Origin of the sequence: Azoarcus sp. L1K30, assembly GCF_018122735.1 — a bacterium.
Lineage (GTDB): Bacteria > Pseudomonadota > Gammaproteobacteria > Burkholderiales > Rhodocyclaceae > Parazoarcus.
The window spans coordinates 1,381,636-1,406,547 of record NZ_JAGRRD010000001.1 but is presented as its reverse complement, the minus strand read 5'-3'; the positions used below and the strand labels follow the sequence as shown (position 1 = coordinate 1,406,547).

Here is a 24,912-nt window from a genome sequence, read left to right as displayed (position 1 = left end):
CGGCACAATCGGAAATTCTAGCATGCAGACTTCAGACGACAGTGCTTCGCAGCACGCAGTCGACATCGTTACTTTTGAGGGCAGTCCGTTTCGCCTGCATCGGCCGTTTCCGCCCGCCGGAGATCAGCCGGAGGCCATCGCGAAACTGGTCGAGGGGGTCGAGGATGGGTTGATGTATCAGACCCTGCTCGGGGTGACCGGCTCGGGCAAGACCTACACGATGGCCAATGTGATTGCTCACATGGGCAAGCCGGCGCTGGTGCTGGCGCCCAACAAGACGCTGGCGGCGCAGTTGTACGCTGAGTTTCGAGAGTTTCTGCCGGAAAACGCGGTGGAGTACTTCGTCAGCTACTACGACTACTACCAGCCCGAGGCCTATGTGCCTTCGCGCGATCTGTTTATCGAGAAGGATTCGTCGATCAACGAGCACATCGAGCAGATGCGTCTTTCGGCGACAAAGAGTCTGATGGAGCGGCGCGACGTCGTGATCGTGGCGACGGTGTCGTGCATCTACGGTATCGGCGATCCGGTGGATTATCACGCCATGATCCTGCACCTGCGTGAGGGTGAGAAGATGGCGCATCGCGATCTCATCCAGCGCCTGGTGGCGATGCAATACACACGCTCCGACATCGACTTCCGGCGCGGCACCTTTCGCGTGCGCGGAGATGTGATCGACGTGTTCCCGTCGGAGAATGCGGAGTTGGCGATCAGGATCGAGATGTTCGACGACGAGGTCGAACACCTGACGCTGTTCGATCCGCTGACTGGCCACCTCAAGCACCGGCTCGGGCGCTTCACCGTGTATCCGTCCAGCCACTACGTCACCCCGCGCGCGACCGTGCTGAAGGCGATCGAGGCGATCAAGGCCGAGCTCGAGCTCAGGATCAACCACTTCCAGACCCAGGGGCAGTTGGTGGAGGCGCAGCGCATCGAGCAGCGCACCCGCTTCGATCTCGAAATGCTCAATGAAATGGGGTTCTGCAAAGGCATCGAGAACTACTCGCGCCATCTGTCCGGCCGCAGTCCGGGGGAGCCGCCACCGACGCTGATCGACTATCTGCCGCCCGATGCGCTGATGTTCATCGATGAATCGCACGTGTCGATCGGACAGGTGGGCGGGATGTACAAGGGCGACCGGTCGCGCAAGGAGAATCTGGTGAACTACGGTTTTCGCCTGCCTTCTGCGCTGGACAACAGGCCGCTCAAGTTCGACGAGTTCGAACGCCTGATGCCGCAGACCATCTTCGTCTCCGCCACGCCCGCAGCGTATGAGGCCGAGCACCAGGGGCAGGTCGTGGAGCAAGTGGTGCGCCCAACCGGATTGATCGACCCGGTCGTCGAGGTGCGCCCGGCCAGCACTCAGGTGGACGACCTGCTCGGTGAAATAAAGCGCAGGGTGGCGGCGAAGGAGCGGGTCCTCGTTACGGTGCTGACCAAGCGTATGGCTGAAGACCTGACCGACTATCTGAACGAGAACGGCGTACGCGTGCGTTATCTGCATTCGGATATCGACACGGTGGAACGGGTGGAGATCATCCGCGACTTGCGGTTGGGGGAGTTCGACATTCTGGTCGGCATCAACCTTCTCCGCGAAGGGCTCGATATTCCCGAGGTGTCACTTGTTGCCATTCTCGATGCCGACAAGGAGGGTTTCCTGCGCTCGGAACGATCGCTGATCCAGACTATCGGGCGCGCGGCACGCCATATCCACGGTACGGCCATTCTCTATGCCGATCGCGTCACAAGATCGATGCAACTGGCCATCGACGAGACCGAGCGCCGGCGCACGAAGCAGATTGCCTTCAACGAGGCCAACGGGATTGTCCCAAGGACGGTGAGCAAGCGCATCAAGGACATCATCGATGGGGTCTATTCCGCGGACGATGAAAAGCGTGCTTCCATTGCGGCCGAGGCGCGGGCGGATTACGCTCTCATGGACGAAAAAGCGCTTGCCCGCATGATCAAGAAGCTGGAAAAAGAGATGCAGGAGCATGCGCGCAATCTCGAATTCGAGAAGGCTGCAGCAGCGCGGGACGAACTGTTCCGCCTACGGGAGAGGGCTTTCGGTGCCGACCAGCACGGAAGCGGCTGACAGGGAGAGGGATCAACATGAAAAGAATACTGTTCGTGTGTTCGGGCAATATCTGCCGTTCGCCGACGGCGGAGGGCGTTGCGCGGAATTTCATCGAAGCCGCCGGACTTGGTGACGAGATCGAGGTCGATTCGGCTGGCACGCAGGGCTATCACGCCGGAGAAGGCCCGGATCCGAGATCCGCGCGCGCGGCGGCGCAGCGCGGCTATGACTTGACTACCTTGCGTGCGCGCAAGATCGAGCTCCGCGACTATCAGGAATTCGATCTTCTGCTCGCGATGGATCGTCGCCACCTCGAGTTCATGATGCGGGATTGCCCCGAGGTGTACCGGCACAAGATCGGTCTGTTCATGCAATTTGCCCCATCCGCCGAGCATGATGAAGTGCCCGACCCCTTCTATGGCGGTCTGAAGGGCTTCGAGTACGTGCTGGATCAGTGTGAGGAGGGGGTCAAGGCACTCCTGGCCGCGCTTGCGGCGACTGCCGATCACGACAACTGACGAAGGTAGTCCGGTACGGCAGTCGTCCGAAAGAAAAAAAGCCGCCGGACGTGTGCCGGCGGCTTCGTGCTGTGCTGCCGCACCCGCAGGTGCGGTCAGACTTGGCTTACTTCTGCGTTTCGACCTGTTGCAAGGGTTCCTCGATGACGACCACCTGCGGACGGGGCTTGCGTCCAAGCTGTTGGGGGGCTTCCGGCGCCCCGGTACCAAACCGAGCCTTTTTGTCCTCGCTGGTCTCGATCATGACCAGTCCGGACTCCTCCAGGGCGCCGGCGAGGTCGATCGGTCCCAGTGTGGCCGGGGCCTGGGCTGAGGCGCTCGCGCCGCCGGCAGGCATTTCGTCTGCAGCGACAGTGGCCTGATCCGTCGTTGTCGCGGTGTGACGGGCAAGGTCCGCTTCGGGTGCCTGTGCCGTCTCCGTGGCCGCTGCCGATGCAAGTGCTGGTTCGCCGTCGACCACTGAATCCTCGAACGCTGCGGCGGTTTCCTGTACGGGCGCAACGGCTGCAGATACCGTGTCCGGGGTCCCAGCAGCATCGGCGCGCTCCGCCGTTGTGTCGACGATGGCTTCGGCGACGACGGTCACAGGCTCGGTTTCGGCAACGTCAGCAGGCGCAGGTGCAGCCTCGACTGTGGCGGGAGCTGCTTCAATCGCGGGGTCGGCGCTGAGCGTCGAGACCGCAACCGGCAATGGTGCCTGCTCGGACGGGGCTGCCACTTCGGTCTGCACTGCTGATTCGGGAACGGCAACCGGAAGTGCGGCTTCGATCACGGGCGACTCCGCTGGTGATTCGAGCGACGGGGCCGGTGACGGTTCAGCGGCAGTCTGCGCTGCAGGTGCCTGCGGCAACGCATCGGCCGCGGGGGCGGCTTCAGTGTTGTCTTCCGTCGTCACCGACTGCTGCTCGACATTTTCCTGATTCTCACCGTTGCGACGTTCGCGACGTCCCCTGCTGCGTCGGCGGCGTTTCTCGGGGGTGCCTTCATCGTTCGTCGGCGCAACCGTCGAGCTTACCGTTTCGGCCACGGCGGCAGCGGCGACCGCTGCTTCGGTAGCCAGCAGTTCGACATTGGTTTCGCTGACCTTGCTCGCCTCGTCCTGGCGTGGCTGGCGCTGGCGCCGGCCGCGGTTGCGCGTGCCTTCCTCGGTTCGCTCGCCGCGCTCACCCCGCTCCTGCGCCTGACGCTGTGGCTTCTCGCGTTCGGAGCTGTCGGTCTTGTCGGCGCGTTGGTTGCGGGCACCGGCTTCGCTTTCGGCGCGTTCTCCACGTTGACCGTCGCGACGGCCGTTACGGCCGTTGCCCCGACGTTCGCCGCCGCGCTCACCACGTCCACGCGGCTCGCGTTTCGGGGTCGATTCGACAGCCGGTTTGGGCGCTGCGGCCGGGGCGGGTTCGCCGGTAAGCCAGCCCAGGAAACGGGCGATGAGGCCCTTTGCGGGCGCTGCGACCGGGGGCGTCTCCACCTTTTCTGCGACGACTGGCGCTGGTTGGGCGGGAGAAATGCCCTTGACGGCCGCTTCCTGGCGCACCGGTTTCTCGCCTTCCTTGCTGGGCATTCCGGCGATGGAGTCCGCCGGTTGCTGCACCATCTGGTAGCTGGCCAGCGCGATATCTTCCTGATTGAGCTGGTCGTGACGCAGGCGGACGATTTCGTGTGCGGGCGTTTCCATGTGTCGGTTCGGCACAATGATCAGCTGAACCTTGTGGCGATACTCGATGCGTGCGATGTCGACCCGCTTCTCGTTGAGCAGGAAGGTGGCGACGTCAACCGGCACCTGCAGATGCACCGCGCCCGTGTTGTCCTTCATGGCCTCCTCTTCGAGGATGCGCACGATGTGCAGGGCGGACGATTCGGTGCTGCGGATATGGCCGGTGCCGTTGCAGCGCGGGCAGGTGATGTAGCTGGTCTCGGCCAGGGCCGGACGCAGGCGCTGGCGCGACAGCTCGAGCAGGCCGAACCGGCTGATCTTGCCGGTCTGTACGCGAGCACGATCGTGGCGCAAGGCCTCGCGCAGACGGTTCTCGACCTCGCGCTGATTCTTCTGCGACTCCATGTCGATGAAGTCGATGACGATCAGGCCGCCGAGGTCGCGCAGACGCAGCTGACGGGCAATCTCGTCGGCCGCTTCAAGGTTGGTGCGGAAGGCGGTTTCCTCGATGTCGGCACCTTTTGTCGCGCGGCCCGAGTTGACGTCGATGGAGACCAGCGCCTCCGTGTGGTCGATGACCACCGCGCCGCCTGAAGGCAGGCCGACCTGGCGCGAATAGGCGGACTCGATCTGGTGCTCGATCTGGAAGCGGGAAAACAGCGGAACATCGTCACTGTAACGCTTGATCCGGTTGACGTTGCCCGGCATTACGTGGGCCATGAACTGGTGAGCCTGTTCATGGATCTCGTCGGTATCGATCAGAATCTCGCCGATGTCGGGCTGGAAGTAATCGCGGATGGCGCGAATCACCAGGCTGCCTTCCTGGTAGATCAGGAACGCACCGGCCTGACCCTGGGCTGCGCCTTCGATGGCGGTCCACAGTTGCAGCAGGTAGTTGAGGTCCCACTGCAGTTCTTCCGCCCCGCGGCCGATGGCGGCGGTGCGGGCGATCAGGCTCATGCCCGAGGGAACCTCGAGATTGTCCATCACTTCGCGCAGTTCAGCACGCTCGTCACCCTCGACACGGCGCGATACGCCACCGCCACGCGGGTTGTTCGGCATCAGCACAAGGTAGCGGCCGGCCAGCGAGATATAGGTGGTGAGCGCGGCGCCCTTGTTGCCGCGCTCGTCCTTCTCGACCTGGACGATCAGCTCCTGGCCTTCGCGCAGTGCTTCCTTGATGCTCGCCTTGCTGGCGTCGACGCCAGGCTGGAAGTAGGAACGCGAGATCTCCTTGAAAGGCAGGAAGCCATGGCGCTCGGCGCCGTAATCCACGAAAGCGGCCTCGAGGCTGGGCTCGAGGCGGGTGATGACCGCCTTGTAGATATTGCTCTTGCGTTCTTCCTTGTTGGCCGATTCGATGTCGAGATCGATCAGTTTCTGACCGTCGACAATCGCGACGCGCAGTTCTTCTGCCTGCGTCGCATTAAAGAGCATTCGCTTCATTTGGATCGTTCTCCCGCGCAATGCACACGGGCAGGACGAACGGCGCGCACCATCGCGCTTTCCGGGGTCAGGAGCAGTTTGGTAAGGCTACTTTCATCCGGTGGTCAATAGGTCAATATTGGCTGTGATGGGTCGGCTGGTCGATACTCTCTTGAATCTGCCTGCTAGTGTCCGTGGATCAGCAGGCAAATGCATTTGATCCTGCGTATGTGCTGCGCGTCTAAATCCAACCGCGAGGCTGGATGGGTGTGTCGAAGTTTGTCGTTTGCGTTACCATCGGCGCCCTTTTTGGGCTTCGTGTGGCACGCTTCGGTTTACCGGGAGCGCTGGTGCGGGCTCATCGTCGTACATCCTCAGCCGCCTCTTGGCGCGAGGGGATGCCGACCGCAACCGGATTCAACCGCAGGGAAGTATATTTCAGGATGACGACTCAAGGCAAAGCGATTGCGGTTCGGCATGAAACAATCGACGAATCGGCGGCCGGCCAGCGTATCGACAACTATCTCCTGCGCCTGGCGAAAGGGGTGCCCAAGAGTCACGTCTATCGCATCTTGCGCAGCGGCGAAGTGCGGGTGAATGGCGGGCGCGTGCAGCAGACATATCGGCTTGCGCTGGGTGACGAGGTGCGCATTCCGCCGATACGCATTGCCGAGACCGCCCGTGCCGTGCCGCCGCCGGCGGGCAAGGCTTTGCCCGTGGTGTATGAGGACGATGCGATTCTCGTCATCGACAAGCCTTCCGGCAAAGCCGTGCATGGGGGGAGTGGAATCAGCCACGGCGTGATCGAACAGCTTCGTGTGCAGCGTCCTGAGTTGCGTATGCTCGAACTCGCGCACCGACTCGATCGCGAGACCTCGGGTCTGCTCATCGTCGCAAAGAAGCGCTCGGCCCTGACCGTGCTGCACGACATGATGCGCGACGGCGCCATGGAAAAGCGCTACCTGACGCTGGTGCCGGGGCGCTGGACCAACCCGCTGCAGCATGTGAAAGCGCCGCTGTACAAGTACCTGACGGCCGACGGCGAGCGGCGGGTGCGGGTGAGTCCGGAGGGCAAGCCCTCACACAGTATCGTTCGCTTGGTTCGGCGCTGGGAGAAATACAGTCTGCTCGAAGTGGAACTCAAGACCGGGCGCACGCATCAGATCCGCGTGCACCTTGCTCATCTTGGCTTTCAGTTGTGCGGGGATGACAAGTATGGCGACTTTGCACTCAACAAGCGGCTCGAAGGCGAGGGGCTGAAGCGCATGTTCCTGCATGCGGCGAAGCTGAGTTTCATTCACCCGTTGACAGGCGAGCGGCTGACGCTCGAAGCGGCGCTGCCACTGGAGTTGCAGCAATTCATCGATCGCCTGGATGCACTGGAACCACGTAATCATGGCTGAGCGTTTTGATCTGATCGTATTTGACTGGGATGGCACTATTCTCGATTCGGCTGCGGCCATCGTGCGTTCGATCCTGGCTGCCTGTCGCGACCTCGGTCTACCCGAGCCTAGCGAGGAGCGCGCCCGCTATGTGATTGGCCTCGGTCTCGGCGATGCGCTGCGTCATGCCGTGCCTGCCCTGTCCGAGGATCAGTATCCGAGAATGGTCGAACGCTACCGGCACCACTACCTCGCGGCCGACCACGAGCTCACGTTGTTTCCCGGCGTGGCCGGCACCATCGAATGGCTCGTAGGGCAGGGGCGCTATCTGGCAGTGGCGACGGGCAAGAGCCGGGTTGGTTTGAATCGTGCACTTGCGCACTCCGGGCTGGGCCGGTTCTTCAATAGCACGCGCTGTGCCGACGAGTGCTTCTCCAAGCCGCATCCGGCGATGCTCGAGCAGTTGATGGAGGAGTTCGATGTGCCGCCGTCGCGTACGCTGATGATCGGCGATACCACGCATGATCTCCAGATGGCAAAAAACGCGGGTGCTGCAGGCCTTGCGGTGAGCTTCGGTGCGCATCCGGTCGAGGCGCTGCTGGCCGAAACACCGGTGGCCTGCGTGGCGACCCCTGCCGAGCTCGATGCATGGCTGCGCAAAAACATCTGATCTGCCGCAGCGTCGAGGTTGTTGAAGCCGGCGATGGCGTCCGCTTCAATGTGCCCGGTGACGACCTTCACGGTGGTGCCGCCTTTGTGGTGCGCTATGGTGGCCGGCTTCACGCCTATCTGAACCGATGCGCGCATGTTCCGGTTGAGCTTGACTGGATGCCGGGGAAATTCTTCGATCTGACCGGGCATCTGCTCGTCTGCGCAGTCCATGGCGCACATTACGACCCGCGCAACGGCCGCTGCGTCATGGGGCCGTGCAAGGGCGGTGCGCTGCGGGCGCTCAGCGTCGTCGAGGAGCATGGTGCCGTTTACCTCGTGACGGAAGGTGGCGGCTAGGATCGTCCGTGCGGCACGGCATGCGCCGGACGCCTGTCGCGGCTCGCAGGTCGCCGCAGCCCCGACTTGCGCCTTTCAGTGTGCGCCCGCGAGGAGCAAGAAGATTGTGGGCCGTTTCGCGATGTATGGCGGTTCGTCCTTGCGCCAGGCGGCGATGCTTCGGGTCAGCAGCAGCTGGCTTTCGGTGGCCAGGTCGCAGGCGATGCACAGACGGGTGTCGCCGTTGCAGACCTTGAGCAGCGCTTCGAACATGCGGTCGTTGCGGTAGGGGGTTTCGATGAAGATCTGGGTGCGGCCGATTCGCCGTGATTCCTCTTCCAGTTCGCGCAGGCGCAGGTCGCGCGCATTTTCGGCAACGGGAAGGTAGCCGTGAAAGGCGAAGCTCTGACCATTGAGCCCCGAGCCCATCAGGCCGAGCAGAATGGAGGAGGGGCCCACCAGCGGTACGACACGGATGCCGAGCTGATGGGCCCGGGCGACGAGGCGGGCGCCGGGGTCGGCCACGGCGGGGCAGCCCGCATCCGACATCAGGCCGACGTCGCCACCCTGCATCGCGGGGGCGAGAAGGGCGTCAAGTGCGCTGTCGTCCGCCCGCGGAGGCAGTTCGCGGATGTCCGTGTCGCGCAACACCCCGGGAAAATCGATCTGCTTGAGATGGGCGCGCGCTGCACGGGCGTTTTCAACCACGAAGTGCTTCAGCCCCGCGGCGCAGTGCTGGGCAGCTGCCGGAAGGAAAGTGTGCCATGGCGCCTCGCCGAGGCTGACCGGGACGAGGAACAGGGTGCCGCGTGCGGGTGCTGTCATGGCAGCTGAACACCTTCGGCGCGCAACATGCGTGCCAGGGCAATGAGTGGCAGTCCGATCAGTGCGGTCGGGTCGTCGCCGGAGAGGGCCTGCAGCAGGGTGATGCCGAGTCCTTCCGACTTGGCGCTACCGGCACAGTCGAGCGGGCGTTCGGTGGCGACATAGCGGCGAATCTCCGCGTCGCCGAGCACGCGAAAGCGCACACGGGTCATGACGTTCTCGCACTGCACATGCGCCGTGCTGCTGTTGATTACCGCAACGGCCGTATGAAAGATGACCTCCTCGCCGCTGAGACGGTGAAGTTGGGCGATGGCGCGCTCGACGGTGCCTGGTTTGCCGAAGATTTCCGAGCCGATGCACGCAACCTGATCGCTGCCGATGACCAGGGCGTCATCCGTCGTTCTCGCTACTGCGAGTGCCTTCTCGGTGGCGAGCCTTTCGGCAAGGGCAGCTGGCGCTTCATCGGGATGCGCCGTTTCGTCGGTCTCCGGGCGGGCGGTATCGAAGTCGAGTTGAAAGCGCTCGAGCAATTGCTTGCGGTAGGGGGAGGTGGAGGCGAGTACGATTTTCATGGCTTGATCGGCCGTGCGGGATATTCTCCGCATGCGCGCATTGATGGGCTTTGACAGGGGCTGGCAAAAAATAATATCATGCTGGGCTTATGTCCAACCAAGACGCAAAACTCGGGTACATCGCGGACGTATTCAAGTTCGCGTATGAGCAGCGCACGCTGTCCGGCGAAGTGAAGGTGGCTGTTTTCGAACGGTTGTCTGATCTTCTTGCCGAACCCGCGGGCGTGCTGACATACCGGATCGAAGGTGATCTCGATGCAATGCGCAGGCCGCGGTTGACCCTGAGCATTGACGGACGTCTGATGTTGCGTTGTCAGCGTTGCCTCGGTGGGCTTGGTTGGGATCTGGCGGTCAGCAATGCGTTGCAACCGGTTCGATCGGGGCAGGAAATCCCCGAGGAAGAGCTGGAAGACGACGAAGTCGACGCGATCGAGGTTGATGGTGATCTCGACGTGTTGTCGCTTCTGGAGGACGAGATCATTCTCGCTCTGCCGCTTGCGCCTCGCCATGATGAATGTGAACCGTCTCGCCCTGAGGGCGGGGCTGTAAAGGAATCGCCTTTTGCGGTGCTGTCGGCCCTCAAGGCCAAGGGCAATGCAAGCTAGGTAATGTTTTTGTATTAGGAGTTTTTCATGGCAGTCCAGCAGAACAAGAAGTCCCCCTCCAAGCGTGGCATGCATCGTGCACACGATTTCCTGACCGCGCCGGCTCTGGCTGTCGAGGCGACCACCGGTGAAGCTCACCTGCGCCACCACATCAGCCCGAACGGCTTCTATCGCGGCAAGAAGGTGCTCAAGGTCAAGGGCGAATAAGTCCTTATCCTGACACGCTGAAGGCGGTGCTGGGCGCGAGGCGCCCACGCCGCTTTTTTTATCTCCTTATTTCGATTCACGCGAGAAGCCGATGGGTGTCACCGTTGCAATTGACTGCATGGGTGGCGATCACGGTCCGGTCGTGACCGTGCCCGCTGCGCTGGCGTTTCTGCGCAGCCATCCTGCCGTGAGCGCAATCCTGGTCGGGCGCGAAGCGTCGCTGACGCCGCTGCTCGGCGACGCGCTGGCGACGTTCGGTCCCCGAATCCGTGTTCTCCACGCATCCGAAGTCGTCGGCATGGACGATCCGCCAGCCATTGCCATGCGTACCAAGAAAGATTCGTCCATGCGCGTGGCGATCGATCTGGTCAAGGCCGGAGAAGCCGCCGCTGCGATCTCTGCGGGCAATACCGGGGCGCTGATGGCGATCTCCCGCTTCGTTCTGAAGACCTTGCCCGGCATTGACCGTCCCGCCATCTGCTCGATTCTGCCGGCGCTGAAGGGTCACACTCACGTGCTGGACCTGGGGGCGAATGTCGACTGCACCGCGGAGCATCTGCTTCAGTTCGGCATCATGGGCTCCATGCTGGTGGCCGCAGTGGATCATATCGATCGACCCAAGGTTGGCCTGCTCAATATCGGCGAAGAGGCGATCAAGGGCAACGAGGTGGTGAAGCAGGCGGGGGAGTTGCTACGTGCCAGCGGATTGAATTTCTGCGGCAACGTCGAGGGCAACGACATTTACATGGGTTCAGCCGATGTCATCGTCTGTGATGGCTTCGTCGGCAACGTCGCGCTGAAAACATCCGAGGGTCTGGCGCAGATGCTGTCGACCTTCCTGCGCCAGTCGTTCAGGCGCAACATTCTGACTCGCCTGATGGCGCTTGTGGCGCTGCCGGTCCTCAAGCAGTTCAAACATCGTGTGGATCACCGTCGATACAATGGTGCAGTACTGCTGGGCTTGCGCGGTGTTGTGGTCAAGAGTCATGGCTCCGCAGATGGATTCGCCTTCGAGCAAGCCATCGCGCGTGCAGCCGATGCGGCAGGAAATCGACTGATCGAGCGGATTACCGAAAAAATGGCAAGCTTGAACGAGGCAGCAGCATGATTCACGCAAGGATCGCCGGAACCGGGAGCTATCTGCCGGGTGAGCCCGTCAGCAATCACGATCTCGTGCAGCGCGGTATCGATACCTCTGATGAATGGGTTGCGACGCGCACGGGCATCCGTTTCCGCCACCTGGCGTCGGCCGAAACCGGCGCGAGCGACCTGGCGTTGATCGCCGCCCAGCGCGCCATCGAATCAGCCGGATGCGAGGCAGGGGATATCGATCTCATCATCGTCGCAACATCGACCCCGGACTACATCTTTCCGAGTACGGCTGCGCTGTTGCAATCCAAGCTTGGGATTCGCAATGGTGGCGCAGCGTTCGATGTTCAGGCGGTTTGCAGCGGTTTTGTCTACGCGCTGACGGTGGCGGAGAAGTTCATCCGCTCGGGAGCCAACAAGCGGGCGCTGGTCGTCGGGGCCGAGGTGTTCTCGCGCATTCTCGACTGGTCCGATCGTGGTACCTGCGTGCTTTTTGGTGACGGTGCCGGTGCGGTGGTCATCGAGGCGTCGGAGACGCCGGGTATCATTGCCACCGCATTGCATGCCGATGGCAGTCATCATCCGATTCTCTGTGTTCCGGGCGGGGTGGCTTCCGGTCAGGTGATCGGCGACCCGTTCCTGCGCATGGATGGTCAAGCTGTATTCAAGTTCGCCGTCAAGGTGCTCGGCGACGTTGCGAACGAGGTGCTCGACAGCGCCGGTGTCGAAGCTGCCAGCGTCGACTGGCTCATTCCGCACCAGGCTAATATCCGCATCATCCAGGCGACGGCGAAGCGACTCGGCATGCCCATGGACAAGGTGATTACCACGGTCGAGAAGCATGGCAATACGTCGGCGGCCTCGATTCCGCTGGCGCTCGATCTCGCGGTGCGCGACGGTCGCATCCAGCGCGGACACCGCATCGTGATCGAGGGCGTCGGTGGCGGGTTCACCTGGGGCGCGGCCCTGATCGAATTCTGAATCTTCCCATTTCTACTGGAGATACGATGGCATTTGCACTGGTTTTTCCTGGCCAGGGTTCGCAATCGGTCGGAATGATGTCCGCTTATGGCGAGTCTGCGGTCATTCGCGACACTTTCGCGGAAGCCTCTGAAGCCCTGGGCGAGGATGTGTGGCAGATGGTGTGTGACGGCCCTGCTGAACGACTGGCGTTGACTGTCAATACCCAGCCGCTGATGCTGACCGCGGGCGTTGCAGCCTATCGCGCATGGCTTGAGGCCGGCGGGGCGAGCCCGTCGATGGTGGCTGGCCATAGCCTGGGCGAGTATTCGGCACTCGTGGCCGCGGGGGCGCTGGCCTTTGCCGATGCTGTGCCGTTGGTACGCTTTCGTGCGCAAGCCATGCAGGAGGCCGTTCCAGCTGGCGACGGCGCAATGGCTGCATTGCTCGGGCTCGAGGTTGATGCGGTGCGCGAAGCCTGTGCGGAAGCCGCGCAAGGGGAGGTCGTCGAGGCGGCGAACCTCAATGCACCGGGTCAGATCGTGATTGCTGGCGCCAAGGCTGCGGTGGAACGCGCCATCGAGGCAGCAAAGGGTCGCGGTGCCAAGCGCGCAATGCTGTTGCCCGTGTCGGCGCCGTTCCATTGTGCATTGATGGGGCCTGCGGCCGAGCGTCTCGCGGAGCGTTTGCGTGCGGTCAATGTCATGGTGCCGTCAATCGATGTCCTCAATAATGTAGATGTCGCCGTGTGTCGCGAACCCGATCAGATTCGTGATGCCTTGATTCGTCAGGCTTTTTCGCCCGTCAGGTGGATCGAGACGATTCAGGTCATGGCTTCCCGCGGCATGACGCACATCATCGAGTGCGGACCGGGAAAGGTCCTCGCCGGTATGACCAAGCGCATTGCCAAGGAAGTCGAAGGCGGTTCGGTGCATGATGCTGCGAGCCTTGAACAGATGGTGGCAACAGTGAGGTCGGCATGAGTTTTTCTCTTGAAGGACAGGTAGCTCTCGTCAGCGGTGCGTCGCGCGGGATTGGACGCGCGGTGGCGATTGAACTCGGGCGTTTGGGCGCAACCGTCATCGGAACGGCAACCAGTGCCGCCGGTGCGGCCGAAATCGAGGCTGCGCTCGCGCAGGTGGGCATCAAGGGCGCGGGTCTGGAGCTGAATGTCACCGATGCGGCTGCATGCGAGGGCGTCATCGGTGAGATCGAAAAGCGCTTCGGTGCTGTCGGCATCCTGGTGAATAACGCCGGCATTACACGTGACAATCTGTCGATGCGCATGAAGGACGAGGAGTGGGATGCGGTGATCGACACCAATCTCAAGGCCGTCTTTCGCATGTCACGCCTGGTCATGAAGGGGATGATGAAGGCGCGCACCGGACGCATCATCAACATCACTTCGGTGGTGGCCAGTGCCGGGAATCCGGGTCAGGCCAACTACGCCGCAGCGAAGGCGGGCGTAGCCGGGATGAGTCGCGCACTCGCCCGCGAGCTGGGTAGCCGCAACATTACAGTGAATTGCGTTGCACCGGGATTCATCGATACCGACATGACGAAGGCGCTGCCCGATGCGGCACGCGATGCGCTGCTCGGAAACATCGCACTCGGGCGTCTTGGCAGGCCAGAAGAGATCGCCGGTGCGGTTGCGTTCCTGGCGTCGCCCTCGGCAGCTTACATTACCGGCACGACCCTTCATGTCAATGGCGGAATGTATATGTCGTGAACGTTTGCCGCGATAGCGGAAGCGTTCCTTTTTGGTAGAATACACAGGTTTTTTTCTAACACACCTGCACTTTCAGGGAAGGAGTATGTTCATGGAGAACATCGAACAACGCGTAAGAAAGATCGTTGCTGAGCAACTTGGCGTAAACGAATCGGAGATCAAGAACGAATCTTCGTTCGTGGATGATCTGGGCGCGGATTCGCTGGACACCGTGGAACTGGTCATGGCGCTGGAAGAAGAGTTCGAATGCGAGATTCCGGATGAAGAGGCCGAGAAGATCACAAACGTTCAACAGGCGATTGACTACGTCACCGCCCACCTCAAGAAGTAACCGTATCTACACCGGACGCTGCCAAGGCAGTGTCCGGCTTGATTTTTCACCTCCGCACTGATTTCTTACGGAGATGCCTGTGTCGCGTCGTAGAGTCGTCGTCACCGGTCTGGGACTCGTCTCGCCGGTCGGCAATACTGTTCCCGAAGCATGGGAAAACCTGATTGCTGGCAAGAGCGGCATCGGTCCTATCACCCGCTTTGATGCAAGTACCTTTTCCGCGCGTATCGCCGGTGAGGTCAAGAATTTCGAGGTCACCGACTACCTGTCCGCGAAGGAAGCACGCCGGATGGATGTGTTCATCCACTACGGCATGGCGGCTGGCATCCAGGCGATTCGTGATTCCGGCATCGAAGTCACCGAAGCCAATGCCGAGCGCATTGGCGTGAACATTGGCTCCGGAATCGGCGGCTTGCCAATGATCGAGAACACCCACGTCGATTTCGTCGCAGGTGGTCCGAGGAAAATTTCCCCCTTCTTCATCCCCGGGACGATCATCAATATGATCTCGGGCAATCTGTCGATCATGTTCGGCATGAAGGGGCCCAATATTGCGGTGGTGACGGCGTGCACCACCGGTTTGCATGCCATCGGTCTGAGCGCGCGGATGATCGAGTACGGCGATGCGGACGTGATGGTCTGTGGTGGTGCCGAGTCGACGGTCACCGAGCTGGCCGTTGGTGGTTTTGCCTCGGCAAAGGCGCTATCCACGCGCAACGACGATCCTGCGACAGCAAGTCGCCCGTGGGACAAGGATCGCGACGGTTTCGTGCTCGGCGAGGGGGCTGGCGTGATGGTGCTCGAGGAGTACGAACATGCGGTCAAGCGGGGCGCCCGGATCTATGCTGAGCTGGCCGGTTTCGGCATGAGTGGCGATGCCTATCACATGACCGCACCCGACACCGACGGTCCGCGTCGCAGCATGGTTAATGCCTTGACCAACGCTGGTGTCAATGCCGACGGGGTGCAGTATCTCAATGCTCACGGCACTTCCACACCGCTTGGTGACAAGAACGAGACCGATGCGATCAAGCTCGCCTTTGGCGCCGATGTAGCAAAGTCGCTCGTCGTGAATTCCACCAAATCCATGACTGGGCATCTGCTTGGCGGAGCGGGCGGTCTGGAGTCGATCTTTACCGTGCTTGCCGTGCATCATCAGATTTCGCCGCCGACGATCAACATCTTCGAGCAGGATCCGGAATGTGATCTTGATTATTGTGCGAACGAAGCGCGCTCAATGAAGATCGACGTGGCGATGAAGAACAACTTCGGCTTCGGCGGGACCAACGGGACGCTGGTGTTCCGGAAGATCTGAGTTTCAGCGCCGGCGGGGGACAGATGGCCGCTCCCCTGCGACTGCACCTGTCGGTGTCGAGATTCGTCCAGGCGTCAGTCCTCGCGTTACATGGTAGCGCAGGGCTGGCGCTTTTCTTCGCGCTCGAGCCGTTCTGGCTCCGGGCGCTGTGCACTATGCTGATCCTGGCTTCGGCATGGAAGAGTTGGCACGGTGAAGCACGGAAAGCGGGCATCTGCCTGGCCCTTGCGGGCGATGGTCACATGCTGCTCGGTCGCACGTCGTCTGCCCTTGTGCCCGTTCGACTGGCGACGCCCGCGATGGCCTTTGCCGGTGTAGCGTGGCTGGTGATCGACATCCCGCCGGTACAGGCGAGCCCGGCCCGGCGGTGGCGAGTCATGTTGGTGCGCGCCAATGTGTGTGGCGATCAGTGGCGTCAGTTGCAGATCTGGCTAAGGCACCGCAGTCTCAGCGCGTCAGTCTTGTCTGCTTGAAGGTGCGTGGCGTCAATACCGTGTCGCGGGCACGTCCGAGCGTGTGCGGAAAGTCCCGGGAGTGGTGCAAGCCGCGGCTCTCCTTGCGCTTCAGCGCACAGCGAACGATGAGTTCGGCGGTGACGACGAGATTGCGCAACTCGATCAGATCGTTCGATACGCGGAAGTTGGTGTAGAACTCGTGGATTTCGCGTTCGAGCAGGCGAATCCGGTGCTGGGCGCGCTGGAGCCGCTTCGTGGTGCGTACGATGCCCACGTAATCCCACATGGCACGGCGCAACTCGGCCCAGTTGTGCGAAATCACGACCTCTTCGTCGGCGTCGGTGACCCGGCTCTCGTCCCATGCCGGCAACGCGGGCTGATCGCGATCCTGGTGGGAGAGAATGTCCTGCGCCGCGGCTTCACCGAAAACGAGACATTCGAGCAGGGAATTGCTGGCAAGCCGGTTCGCACCATGCAGTCCCGTGCCAGCCGATTCGCCGACCGCATAAAGACGGGGAACGTCGGTTCGTGCCGTGAGATCGGTAAGAATCCCGCCGCAGGAGTAGTGCGCGGCAGGCACGACCGGTATCGGCTCGCAGGTGATATCGATGCCGAGTTCGAGGCAGCGCGCGTAGATGTTGGGAAAATGCTCCTTGAGCCAGTCTGCAGGCTTGTGACTGATGTCGAGGTAGACGCAGTCGAGACCGCGCTTCTTCATCTCGAAGTCGATTGCACGGGCGACGATGTCGCGCGGTGCCAGCTCTGCGCGCGCGTCGTGATCAGGCATGAAGCGGGTGCCGTCGGGGAGGCGGAGCAGGCCCCCTTCGCCGCGCACGGCCTCGGAAATGAGGAAGGACTTCGCCTGCGGATGATAGAGGCAGGTCGGGTGGAATTGAATGAACTCCATGTTCCGCACGCGACATCCTGCGCGCCAGGCCATGGCGACCCCGTCACCGGTCGCCACGTCGGGATTGGTCGTATAGAGATAGACCTTGCCGGTGCCGCCAGTCGCAAGAACGGTATCCCGCGCACCGAAGGTGATGACCTCGTCGCGCTCGATATCGAGTACATAGGCACCGACGCATCCGAGTTCGGGTTGGCCGATCTTCTCGCCAAGAATCAGGTCGATTGCGATGTGGTGTTCGAAAACGGTGATGTTGGGATGCGCGAGAACCTCTTCGCTCAGCGTGGCCTGGACAGCTGCGCCGGTTGCGTCGGCCGCGTGGATGATCCGGCGGTGGGAATGGCCCCCTTCGCGTGTCAGGTGGTAACCGAGTGCCGATTGGTCTTCGCGGGTAAAGGGAACGCCACGATTGATCAGCCACTCGATGGCCTTGCGCCCGTTCTCGACCACGAAGCGCGTGGCTTCCGCGTCGCACAGGCCTGCTCCCGCGGTAAAGGTGTCTTCGATGTGCGCTTCGATACTGTCTGCGGTATCGAGTACCGCAGCGATGCCGCCCTGTGCCCAGGCGCTTGCACTATCGGCCAGTTCGCGCTTGGTGACAATGGCAACCTGCAGCTTGTCAGCGAGGCGAAGTGCGAGCGATTGGCCCGCGGTTCCGCTCCCCAGAATGAGAACGTCGTACTGTTTTTGCAAGATGGCGGCCAGGCAAGGACGAAGCGCTCGAATATATCACGCAGATTTCGGTGTGCGTGAGCGCGAGGCAGCGAGATGAACATTATGTGACGGGCTGAGACCTTGCTGTCGATAACGACGACATTGCCCCTTCTGTCGTATGAACTAATTGCACACCGGCCGGTCTTCATCAGCAGGACCCGATTTTGCGATGTCCAGCGGCGGTCGCTTATACTTCCGGGGTTATTCCACCCTACCAAGAAGAACAGACCTCCAATGAGTGATCGTGAAATCGATCAGCAACTGGTCGAACGCGTTCAGCGCGGCGACAAGCAGGCTTTCGGCTTGCTGGTATCGAAATACCAGCGCAAGTTGAATCGCCTGCTTTCCCGTTTGATTCGCGATCCGGCAGAAGTTGAAGATGTAGCCCAGGAAACCTTCATCAAGGCCTACAGAGCCTTGGGATCGTTCAGGGGGGAAAGCGCCTTTTATACATGGTTGTACAGGATAGGCATCAATACGGCGAAGAATTACCTCGTCTCCCAGAAGCGCAGGGCGCCCACGTCCACCGGCTTCGATTCCGAGGAGGCAGAAACATTCGATGATGGCGATCAGTTGCGTGACAACAACACGCCCGAGCGCCTGATGATGACGAAGCAGATTGCGCAAACGGTGGACGACGCAATGGCCGGGCTGCCAGAGGAATTGCGGACGGCCATCATGTTGCGGGAACTTGAAGGCCTGAGTTACGAAGAGATCGCCAACATTATGGATTGTCCGATTGGAACGGTGCGTTCCCGGATTTTCCGTGCGCGTGAGGCGATTGCTGAACGACTGCGGCCGTTGCTTGGCACGACGCACGATAAACGTTGGTAGGTGGATGGCATGAACGAAAAACTCTCTGCACTGATTGACGGCGACCTTGATGATCTGCCGACGAGCCAGATGATCGATCAGCTGAATCGTAATGATTCGTTGAGGAAAGACTGGGATATCTACTGCCTGATCGGCGATGTCATCCGCGACGAGCATGGCGGCACGCCGGACATGGTTGAGCGCGTGATGGCCGGGCTGGATGCGGAACCGACGGTGCTTGCGCCTCGTGGGAGACCGGCCGATGCCGCCCGGCGCGGCCTGTGGCATTCCCTGATGCCGATCGCGGCCTCGGTCATGGGGGTGGCTGCGGTCGGGCTGGTTGCCGCCACGATGTATGGTTCCGATGGCAGCGTGGCGCCGGTCGCGGCTGCCAAACGCGTCAGCGCGGCGCCGGTGTCGCAGGCGGCCACGCTGGTGTCGGCGACGCCCGACGAGGTGGCGCACCGGGAGTACCTGTTCGTGCATCAGGCCATGACCGGGGGCGGCTCGATGCCGGGCGCCTCGCAGTATGTCCGCACGGTGTCCGCGCAGTTCAAGGAAGCCGCTCAATGAGGCGCTGGTTTGTTGCCATTGGACTTTGCTCGCTTTTCCTGCAGTCTGCCGCAAGCGCGGAAGCGCCCAGCGATCCGATTTCCTGGCTTGGACGAATTTCGACCGCCAGTCAGCGCCTGAACTACGTTGGCACCTTTACCTATCAGTTCGGCAAGCAGATCGAGACCTCCCGCATCGCGCACAAGGCCAACGGCGACGGGGAGTTCGAACGCCTCGAAGTGCTCGATGGCAGTCCGCGCGAGGTCATAAGGAGCGCGAACGAGGTTCGTTGCGTCCTGCCCGAGCAACGCACCGTCATTGTCGACAAGCCGGGCGGACGACGGGCATTTCCGGCTCGACTTCCTGCTTCGTACAATGGTCTTGCGGAGAACTATCGCATCCGCAAGGGCGAGGTCAGCCGGGTCGCCGGCTATGAGGCGCAATCGATCATTCTCGAACCCAGGGATGACATGCGTTACGGGCACATCTTCTGGGCGGAGTTGCAGACGGGCTTGCTGTTGAAGTCAAGGATGATCGATGCGCGAGGCGACATGATCGAGCAATTTACCTTCAGCGACCTTCGGATCGGCGGCGAGGTCGACAAGGCCTTGCTCAGGCAGCGTTACGAGCAGGGCGATGGCTGGCGCGTCGTCAGCGTGCGCGGCGATGAAGTTGGCAAGCTGGAAGCGGGGTGGTCGCTGCGAACGCCCGTGCCCGGTTTTACGCTGGCGTCCGTGGTGCGTCGTCCGCTTGGCTCGGAGCGGGGTGAGGCCATGCACATGGTATTCAGTGATGGCCTGGCATCGATCTCGGTCTTTGTCGAGCCGGCCGCTGCGGATTCGAATGTGCAAGCCGGCTCGTCGGCAAGCGGTGCGATCAATATTTTCAGACGGACTGTCGGTTCGCATCTGGTTACTGCGCTGGGCGAGGTTCCGCCGCGCGCCGTACAGCGAATCGCCGAGGGTATCGAGGCGAGCGCGCAATGATGGAGGCGCCTGCCGAGGTGGTCCGGGTTGAAGGTGGCCGCGTCTGGGTGCGCTTGCGTGAACGCCAGGGCGGTTGCGGGCGTTGCGACGAACCGGGCGGTTGTCGCTCGATGCGGATCACCGATGCCTTCGGCAAGCAGACGGACGTCTTTGCGCTCAGGAGCGACCTCACGCTGCATCCCGGTGACCGCGTCAGGCTGTCGATGCCCGACGGCGGGCCGCTGCGCGCTGCGCTCATGAGTTACGGACTTGCGGCGGTGCTGGTACTTGTCGGTGCGGCCGGCGGAAGCGCGGTGGCGGAGGCGGGATCGTCCGACGCGGGCGCGCTTGCCGGCATGGTGGCAGGGCTGGTGCTTGCCGTTGGGGTCAACCGGTTGCTGGCGCGAAGCAGGCACTGGCGTCATCGTCTCGGTGTCTCCATTCAGCCTGATGGCGCCGAATGCACACATTTCCATACGCCATGATCCGTTCGCTCCGTCTTGTCCTGCTTGGCGTCCTGGTGTGCGTGTCGACCTTGTCGGCATGGGCCGTTGATTCGCTTCCCGATTTCACCGCGCTTGTCGCCAGGCAGGGGGCTGCGGTGGTCAATATCAGCGCGATTTCGAGTGCGAGCCAGAAGGGGCAGGCCTTCCCCGGTCTGGACGAGTCGGATCCGATGTTCGATTTCTTTCGCCGCATCATTCCGCGTCACCGCGCCGTTCCGAAAGAGGATCCGGACAACGAGTCGCTCGGTTCCGGATTCATCATTAGCAGCGACGGTTACATTCTGACCAATGCGCATGTTGTCGAGGATGCCGACGAGATCCTGGTGCGGCTCGCCGACAAGCGTGAGTATCGCGCGCAGGTCGTCGGGGCCGATAGTCGCAGTGACGTTGCCCTGATCCGCATTGAAGCGAAAGAACTGCCGCGCATCATATTGGGCGATCCGTCAAAGCTCAAGGTCGGTGAATGGGTGCTGGCGATCGGCTCGCCGTTCGGCTTCGAACAGACGGTGACCGCCGGGATCGTGAGCGCGAAGGACCGAAGCCTGCCGGACGAGAATTTCGTTCCCTTCATTCAGACCGACGTCGCGATCAATCCGGGTAATTCCGGCGGGCCGCTGTTCAACCTTCGCGGCGAAGTGGTCGGCATCAACTCGCAGATTTACAGCCGTACCGGCGGCTTCATGGGGCTGTCGTTTGCGATTCCGATCGATGTGGCGATGGATGTGCAGCAGCAGCTTCGCACGACCGGACGGATTCAGCGCGGACGAATCGGTGTCGCCATTCAGGAGGTGACGGTTGACCTGGCTGCGAGCTTCGGCCTGCCGCGCGCGGCTGGAGCGCTGGTCAGCGCAGTCGAGCCCAACAGCCCGGCAGCCAGGGCGGGGATCGAGCGTGGAGACGTCATCATGCGTTTCGATAACCGCAATGTCGAAAGATCGAGTGACCTGCCGCGGATCGTGGCATCGAACCGTCCTGGTACGAACGCCAGGATGATGGTCTATCGCGGCGGCGCAGCGCAGGAGATGAATGTGACGCTCGGCGAGTGGCGCGATCCCAAACCATCCAGACCACGAATGACGAGCGCGCTGGCGGGCACCGGCAACAGCCTCGGCCTGTTGCTGATTCAGGCGCCGCTCACGCGCGGACGGGATCAGGGCGATGCGGCGGGGCTGATCGTGGACCGCCTTGAAGGTCCGGCTGCGCGCTCGTCCTTGCAGGTGGGCGATGCCGTGCTGGCGGTCATCCTGGCGGGCAAGCAGACCAAACTGACCACCGTTGATAGCTTCGAACAGCTCGTGCGGGAGTTGAAGGAGGGGCAGCAGCTGAGTTTGCTGGTGCAGCGCGGCGAGGTCAGCTCCTACATCAGTCTGCGGGCCGGCAAGTGACACCGGAACTGACCGTACTCAGCCGCGAGTGGTGCCACCTGTGCCACGACCTCGTCGATGCGCTGTCACCGCTTGCCGCAGAGCTTGGGTGGGCGGTGCGCGTCGTCGATGTCGACCAGCACCCCGAACTCGAGGCCAAGTGGGACGAATTCGTCCCGGTGGTGCTCCATGGCGAGCACGAACTGTGTCATTACCATCTCGATGAATCGGCCATCCGTGCCTATTGCGGTGCTTTTCCGCTAGAATCCGGGGCTTGACGAGGCCAACCAATTCCAGAACGGGTGCCGAAAGGCACCCTTTTTGCGTGCGCATGCAACATATCAGAAACTTCTCCATTATTGCCCACATCGACCATGGCAAGTCGACACTGGCCGACCGACTGATTCACTTCTGTGGCGGACTTTCCGACCGTGAAATGGAGGCCCAGGTGCTCGACTCGATGGATATCGAGCGCGAACGCGGGATCACCATCAAGGCCCAGACGGCCGCCTTGCAGTACAAGGCGAAGGACGGAAAGGTCTACAACCTCAACCTGATCGACACCCCGGGACACGTCGATTTTTCGTACGAAGTCAGCCGTTCGCTGGCCGCATGCGAAGGCGCATTGCTGGTCGTCGACGCGTCGCAAGGGGTCGAGGCGCAGACGGTGGCGAATTGCTATACCGCGCTCGATCAGAATGTTGAGGTTATCCCGGTTCTGAACAAGATCGATCTGCCTGCAGCCAATCCCGAGAATGCGCGTCAGGAAATCGAGGACGTCATCGGCGTGGACGCCGGTGATGCGATCCTGTGTTCGGCGAAGACCGGCATCGGCATCGAGGAGGTGCTGGAGGCGGTTGTGGCCAAGGTGCCTGCCCCCAGGGGCAACCCGGACAGCCAACTCAAGGCCTTGATCATCGACTCCTGGTTCGACAACTATGTCGGCGTGGTCATGCTGGTGCGGGTGGTCGACGGGGTGCTCAAGCCCAAGGACCGCATCCTGCTGATGTCCAATGGCGCGCAGTATCCGTGCGAACAGGTCGGCGTATTCACGCCGAAATCGGTCAGCCGCGATCAGCTGTCGGCGGGCGAGGTGGGATTCATCATCGCCGGCATCAAGGAGCTCGAAGCGGCAAAAGTCGGCGATACCGTGACCCTTGCGGCCAAGCCTGCCGCATCGCCCTTGCCCGGCTTCAAGGAGATCAAGCCGCAGGTGTTCGCGGGCCTGTATCCGGTCGAGTCGAGCGAATACGATCAGTTGCGGGATTCGCTGGAGAAGCTGCGCCTCAATGACGCGTCGCTTCAGTTCGAACCCGAGGTTTCGCAAGCGCTGGGGTTCGGCTTCCGTTGCGGCTTTCTTGGCTTGCTCCACATGGACATCGTCCAGGAACGGCTCGAACGCGAATTCGACATGGACCTCATTACCACCGCGCCGACGGTGATCTACGAGGTTGTGCTCAATAACGGTGAGGTCATTACCGTTTCGAATCCTTCCAGGCTTCCCGACCAGGGCAAGTATCAGGAAATTCGTGAACCCATCATTACTGCAACGATCTTCCTGCCGCAGGATTATGTGGGGCCGGTCATCACCCTGTGCAATCAGAAGCGCGGTGCTCAGGTTGACATGCGTTATCACGGACGTCAGGTGCAGTTGATCTACGACATGCCGATGAACGAAGTGGTGATGGACTTCTTCGACAAGCTGAAATCGGTATCGCGTGGTTATGCCTCGCTCGACTACGAGTTCAAGGAATATCGCACGGCGGATCTGGTCAAGCTCGATCTGATGGTCGGCGGCGAAAAAGTCGACGCGCTGTCGGTGATTGTGCACCGGGTCAACGCAGCCTTCCGCGGTCGTGAACTGTCGGCCAAACTGCGCGGTCTGATTCCGCGGCAGATGTTCGACGTCGCCATTCAGGCCGCGATCGGCTCCAACATCATTGCACGCGAGACAATCAAGGCATTGCGCAAGAACGTCCTGGCCAAGTGTTATGGTGGTGACATCACGCGCAAGAAGAAGTTGCTGGAGAAACAGAAGGAAGGCAAGAAGCGCATGAAGCAAGTCGGAAACGTCGAGATTCCGCAGGAAGCCTTCCTTGCCGTGTTGCGCACGGACGAGGGCAAGTAAACCTGTAACCCGACGTCTCGGCGGCGTCTCAACCGACTGGAGTCTGCGTGAATTTTGCCTTGATCCTGTTTCTGCTGCTTGTTGCAACCGGCATCCTGTGGGCCTTCGACCGCTTCCACGCACGCAAGCGCCGTGCGGCGGGCGCGCCGTCGCCGTGGTGGGTCGAGTATGGTGCGAGCTTCTTCCCGGTCATCCTGATCGTGTTCGGCCTGCGCTCCTTCGTCGTCGAGCCGTTCAAGATTCCTTCGGGCTCGATGATTCCGACCCTGCTCGTGGGCGACTTCATCCTGGTGAACAAGTTCACCTACGGGATCCGCCTGCCGATCATCAACAAGAAGATCATCTCGATCAATAATCCCCATCGTGGCGACGTGATGGTTTTCCGTTATCCGGCTGATCCATCGATGGACTACATCAAGCGGGTGGTCGGGCTTCCCGGCGACAAGGTGGAGTACATCGACAAGCGGCTGCGCATCAACGGTGAGGAAGTGCCGACCAGGGAAGTGGAAAACTACTTGCATCCCGATCGTCTCTATTACTCGCCGCAGTTCGTCGAAAAACTGGGTGACGTTGAGCACAATATCCTGAATGAACGTGAGGCACCCGCCTATGTTCCCCAAGTGCTCAATTTCCCCAATCGCAATAACTGTACCTATACTAGCAGCGGCGTGCGTTGCATCGTACCCGAAGGGCATTATTTCGCCATGGGGGATAATCGCGATGCAAGCAGTGACAGTCGGGTATGGGGTTTCGTGCCGGACGAGAACATCGTCGGTCGGGCCTTCTTCATCTGGTTCAATTTCAATGACATGAAGCGCATCGGCCGCTTCCACTGAAG

Annotated in this window: 26 protein-coding genes; 22 read left to right on the top strand and 4 right to left on the bottom strand. The window is 61.5% G+C overall.

Annotated features, from left to right (window positions below; all coding sequences use genetic code 11):
* Positions 1–22 precede the first annotated feature (22 nt).
* Positions 23–2,095, top strand: a complete 2,073-nt coding sequence (uvrB, locus tag J5J83_RS06335; protein ID WP_212346755.1) for an excinuclease ABC subunit UvrB — start codon at positions 23–25, stop codon at positions 2,093–2,095.
* A gap of 17 nt (positions 2,096–2,112) precedes the next feature.
* Entirely contained in the window at positions 2,113–2,595 is a 483-nt protein-coding gene (locus tag J5J83_RS06330) for a low molecular weight protein-tyrosine-phosphatase (RefSeq protein ID WP_212346753.1), read from the top strand.
* 106 nt (positions 2,596–2,701) lie between these two features.
* Here J5J83_RS06330 and J5J83_RS06325 read toward each other — a convergent pair whose 3' ends face one another.
* Positions 2,702–5,692: an Rne/Rng family ribonuclease gene (locus J5J83_RS06325; RefSeq protein ID WP_212346751.1), complete on the bottom strand. Its 2,991-nt coding sequence runs from the start codon at positions 5,690–5,692 to the stop codon at positions 2,702–2,704.
* Between the two features lie 422 nt (positions 5,693–6,114).
* Between J5J83_RS06325 and J5J83_RS06320 the strand changes: the two genes are divergently transcribed.
* From J5J83_RS06320 to J5J83_RS06310, 3 genes are read left to right on the top strand one after another with little or no spacing between them, the layout of a single operon-like run.
* Positions 6,115–7,074: an RluA family pseudouridine synthase gene (locus J5J83_RS06320; protein ID WP_212346748.1), complete on the top strand. Its 960-nt coding sequence runs from the start codon at positions 6,115–6,117 to the stop codon at positions 7,072–7,074.
* Complete coding sequence (locus J5J83_RS06315; protein WP_212346746.1) at positions 7,067–7,723, top strand: HAD-IIIA family hydrolase; 657 nt, start codon at positions 7,067–7,069, stop codon at positions 7,721–7,723. The genes J5J83_RS06320 and J5J83_RS06315 overlap by 8 nt, the downstream gene beginning before the upstream one ends.
* A complete protein-coding gene (locus J5J83_RS06310; RefSeq protein ID WP_212346742.1) occupies positions 7,702–8,061 on the top strand; it encodes a Rieske 2Fe-2S domain-containing protein in 360 nt (119 codons plus the stop codon). Before J5J83_RS06315 ends, J5J83_RS06310 begins: the two co-directional genes overlap by 22 nt.
* Before the next feature lie 75 nt (positions 8,062–8,136).
* Here the strand turns inward: J5J83_RS06310 and J5J83_RS06305 are convergent, their stop codons facing one another.
* Positions 8,137–8,865: an SAM-dependent methyltransferase gene (locus J5J83_RS06305; RefSeq protein ID WP_212346739.1), complete on the bottom strand. Its 729-nt coding sequence runs from the start codon at positions 8,863–8,865 to the stop codon at positions 8,137–8,139.
* A complete protein-coding gene (locus J5J83_RS06300) occupies positions 8,862–9,437 on the bottom strand; it encodes a Maf family nucleotide pyrophosphatase (RefSeq protein ID WP_212346736.1) in 576 nt (191 codons plus the stop codon). Before J5J83_RS06300 ends, J5J83_RS06305 begins: the two co-directional genes overlap by 4 nt.
* Positions 9,438–9,526: 89 nt before the next feature.
* Between J5J83_RS06300 and J5J83_RS06295 the strand changes: the two genes are divergently transcribed.
* From J5J83_RS06295 to J5J83_RS06255, 9 genes are all read left to right on the top strand, one after another.
* Complete coding sequence (locus J5J83_RS06295) at positions 9,527–10,042, top strand: YceD family protein (RefSeq protein WP_212346733.1); 516 nt, start codon at positions 9,527–9,529, stop codon at positions 10,040–10,042.
* 27 nt (positions 10,043–10,069) lie between these two features.
* A complete protein-coding gene (rpmF, locus tag J5J83_RS06290) occupies positions 10,070–10,249 on the top strand; it encodes a 50S ribosomal protein L32 (RefSeq protein ID WP_212346730.1) in 180 nt (59 codons plus the stop codon).
* A gap of 91 nt (positions 10,250–10,340) precedes the next feature.
* The gene (plsX, locus tag J5J83_RS06285; RefSeq protein WP_212346727.1) at positions 10,341–11,357 is read left to right on the top strand and encodes a phosphate acyltransferase PlsX; all 1,017 of its coding nucleotides are present in this window, start codon (positions 10,341–10,343) and stop codon (positions 11,355–11,357) included.
* On the top strand, positions 11,354–12,319 hold the full coding sequence (locus tag J5J83_RS06280; protein ID WP_212346724.1) for a beta-ketoacyl-ACP synthase III: 966 nt from the start codon (positions 11,354–11,356) through the stop codon (positions 12,317–12,319). Before plsX ends, J5J83_RS06280 begins: the two co-directional genes overlap by 4 nt.
* 26 nt (positions 12,320–12,345) lie before the next feature.
* The gene (gene fabD / locus J5J83_RS06275) at positions 12,346–13,281 is read left to right on the top strand and encodes an ACP S-malonyltransferase (RefSeq protein ID WP_212346721.1); all 936 of its coding nucleotides are present in this window, start codon (positions 12,346–12,348) and stop codon (positions 13,279–13,281) included.
* On the top strand, positions 13,278–14,027 hold the full coding sequence (fabG, locus tag J5J83_RS06270; protein ID WP_212346718.1) for a 3-oxoacyl-ACP reductase FabG: 750 nt from the start codon (positions 13,278–13,280) through the stop codon (positions 14,025–14,027). The genes fabD and fabG overlap by 4 nt, the downstream gene beginning before the upstream one ends.
* A 91-nt stretch (positions 14,028–14,118) precedes the next feature.
* Entirely contained in the window at positions 14,119–14,358 is a 240-nt protein-coding gene (gene acpP, locus J5J83_RS06265; protein ID WP_108951194.1) for an acyl carrier protein, read from the top strand.
* Positions 14,359–14,437: 79 nt separating this feature from the next.
* A complete protein-coding gene (gene fabF / locus J5J83_RS06260) occupies positions 14,438–15,673 on the top strand; it encodes a beta-ketoacyl-ACP synthase II (RefSeq protein WP_212346716.1) in 1,236 nt (411 codons plus the stop codon).
* A 23-nt stretch (positions 15,674–15,696) separates the two neighbouring features.
* Entirely contained in the window at positions 15,697–16,146 is a 450-nt protein-coding gene (locus tag J5J83_RS06255; protein WP_212346714.1) for a hypothetical protein, read from the top strand.
* Here the strand turns inward: J5J83_RS06255 and nadB are convergent.
* Positions 16,121–17,725 (bottom strand): L-aspartate oxidase, encoded by a 1,605-nt coding sequence (gene nadB, locus J5J83_RS06250; protein WP_212346712.1) that lies wholly within the window; start codon positions 17,723–17,725, stop codon positions 16,121–16,123. The two genes, J5J83_RS06255 and nadB, sit on opposite strands and share 26 nt — an antisense overlap.
* Positions 17,726–17,980: 255 nt before the next feature.
* Here nadB and rpoE point away from each other — a divergent pair, with 255 nt between their 5' ends.
* From rpoE to lepB, 8 genes are read left to right on the top strand one after another with little or no spacing between them, the layout of a single operon-like run.
* Positions 17,981–18,580: an RNA polymerase sigma factor RpoE gene (rpoE, locus tag J5J83_RS06245; RefSeq protein ID WP_212346710.1), complete on the top strand. Its 600-nt coding sequence runs from the start codon at positions 17,981–17,983 to the stop codon at positions 18,578–18,580.
* 9 nt (positions 18,581–18,589) lie between these two features.
* Complete coding sequence (locus J5J83_RS06240; protein WP_212346708.1) at positions 18,590–19,132, top strand: sigma-E factor negative regulatory protein; 543 nt, start codon at positions 18,590–18,592, stop codon at positions 19,130–19,132.
* Positions 19,129–20,097, top strand: a complete 969-nt coding sequence (locus tag J5J83_RS06235) for a MucB/RseB C-terminal domain-containing protein (RefSeq protein ID WP_212346706.1) — start codon at positions 19,129–19,131, stop codon at positions 20,095–20,097. The genes J5J83_RS06240 and J5J83_RS06235 overlap by 4 nt, the downstream gene beginning before the upstream one ends.
* Positions 20,094–20,561 carry a SoxR reducing system RseC family protein gene (locus J5J83_RS06230; protein ID WP_249115633.1) on the top strand — a complete coding sequence of 156 codons (468 nt, stop codon included), beginning with the start codon at positions 20,094–20,096 and terminating at the stop codon, positions 20,559–20,561. Before J5J83_RS06235 ends, J5J83_RS06230 begins: the two co-directional genes overlap by 4 nt.
* Complete coding sequence (locus tag J5J83_RS06225; protein ID WP_212346702.1) at positions 20,558–21,967, top strand: Do family serine endopeptidase; 1,410 nt, start codon at positions 20,558–20,560, stop codon at positions 21,965–21,967. The genes J5J83_RS06230 and J5J83_RS06225 overlap by 4 nt, the downstream gene beginning before the upstream one ends.
* The gene (locus tag J5J83_RS06220) at positions 21,964–22,224 is read left to right on the top strand and encodes a glutaredoxin family protein (RefSeq protein ID WP_212346700.1); all 261 of its coding nucleotides are present in this window, start codon (positions 21,964–21,966) and stop codon (positions 22,222–22,224) included. Before J5J83_RS06225 ends, J5J83_RS06220 begins: the two co-directional genes overlap by 4 nt.
* A 53-nt stretch (positions 22,225–22,277) precedes the next feature.
* Complete coding sequence (lepA, locus tag J5J83_RS06215) at positions 22,278–24,074, top strand: translation elongation factor 4 (RefSeq protein WP_212346696.1); 1,797 nt, start codon at positions 22,278–22,280, stop codon at positions 24,072–24,074.
* 47 nt (positions 24,075–24,121) lie between these two features.
* Positions 24,122–24,910, top strand: a complete 789-nt coding sequence (lepB, locus tag J5J83_RS06210; RefSeq protein ID WP_212346693.1) for a signal peptidase I — start codon at positions 24,122–24,124, stop codon at positions 24,908–24,910.
* The last annotated feature ends 2 nt before the right edge of the window (positions 24,911–24,912 follow it).

Coding starts and splice junctions, on each gene's coding strand:
- uvrB (WP_212346755.1), top strand. CDS start 23: ATGCAGACTTCAGACGACAGTGCTTCGCAGCACGCAGTCGACATCGTT.
- J5J83_RS06330 (WP_212346753.1), top strand. CDS start 2,113: ATGAAAAGAATACTGTTCGTGTGTTCGGGCAATATCTGCCGTTCGCCG.
- J5J83_RS06325 (WP_212346751.1), bottom strand. CDS start 5,692: ATGAAGCGAATGCTCTTTAATGCGACGCAGGCAGAAGAACTGCGCGTC.
- J5J83_RS06320 (WP_212346748.1), top strand. CDS start 6,115: ATGACGACTCAAGGCAAAGCGATTGCGGTTCGGCATGAAACAATCGAC.
- J5J83_RS06315 (WP_212346746.1), top strand. CDS start 7,067: ATGGCTGAGCGTTTTGATCTGATCGTATTTGACTGGGATGGCACTATT.
- J5J83_RS06310 (WP_212346742.1), top strand. CDS start 7,702: ATGGCTGCGCAAAAACATCTGATCTGCCGCAGCGTCGAGGTTGTTGAA.
- J5J83_RS06305 (WP_212346739.1), bottom strand. CDS start 8,865: ATGACAGCACCCGCACGCGGCACCCTGTTCCTCGTCCCGGTCAGCCTC.
- J5J83_RS06300 (WP_212346736.1), bottom strand. CDS start 9,437: ATGAAAATCGTACTCGCCTCCACCTCCCCCTACCGCAAGCAATTGCTC.
- J5J83_RS06295 (WP_212346733.1), top strand. CDS start 9,527: ATGTCCAACCAAGACGCAAAACTCGGGTACATCGCGGACGTATTCAAG.
- rpmF (WP_212346730.1), top strand. CDS start 10,070: ATGGCAGTCCAGCAGAACAAGAAGTCCCCCTCCAAGCGTGGCATGCAT.
- plsX (WP_212346727.1), top strand. CDS start 10,341: ATGGGTGTCACCGTTGCAATTGACTGCATGGGTGGCGATCACGGTCCG.
- J5J83_RS06280 (WP_212346724.1), top strand. CDS start 11,354: ATGATTCACGCAAGGATCGCCGGAACCGGGAGCTATCTGCCGGGTGAG.
- fabD (WP_212346721.1), top strand. CDS start 12,346: ATGGCATTTGCACTGGTTTTTCCTGGCCAGGGTTCGCAATCGGTCGGA.
- fabG (WP_212346718.1), top strand. CDS start 13,278: ATGAGTTTTTCTCTTGAAGGACAGGTAGCTCTCGTCAGCGGTGCGTCG.
- acpP (WP_108951194.1), top strand. CDS start 14,119: ATGGAGAACATCGAACAACGCGTAAGAAAGATCGTTGCTGAGCAACTT.
- J5J83_RS06255 (WP_212346714.1), top strand. CDS start 15,697: ATGGCCGCTCCCCTGCGACTGCACCTGTCGGTGTCGAGATTCGTCCAG.
- rpoE (WP_212346710.1), top strand. CDS start 17,981: ATGAGTGATCGTGAAATCGATCAGCAACTGGTCGAACGCGTTCAGCGC.
- J5J83_RS06240 (WP_212346708.1), top strand. CDS start 18,590: ATGAACGAAAAACTCTCTGCACTGATTGACGGCGACCTTGATGATCTG.
- J5J83_RS06235 (WP_212346706.1), top strand. CDS start 19,129: ATGAGGCGCTGGTTTGTTGCCATTGGACTTTGCTCGCTTTTCCTGCAG.
- J5J83_RS06230 (WP_249115633.1), top strand. CDS start 20,094: ATGATGGAGGCGCCTGCCGAGGTGGTCCGGGTTGAAGGTGGCCGCGTC.
- J5J83_RS06225 (WP_212346702.1), top strand. CDS start 20,558: ATGATCCGTTCGCTCCGTCTTGTCCTGCTTGGCGTCCTGGTGTGCGTG.
- lepA (WP_212346696.1), top strand. CDS start 22,278: ATGCAACATATCAGAAACTTCTCCATTATTGCCCACATCGACCATGGC.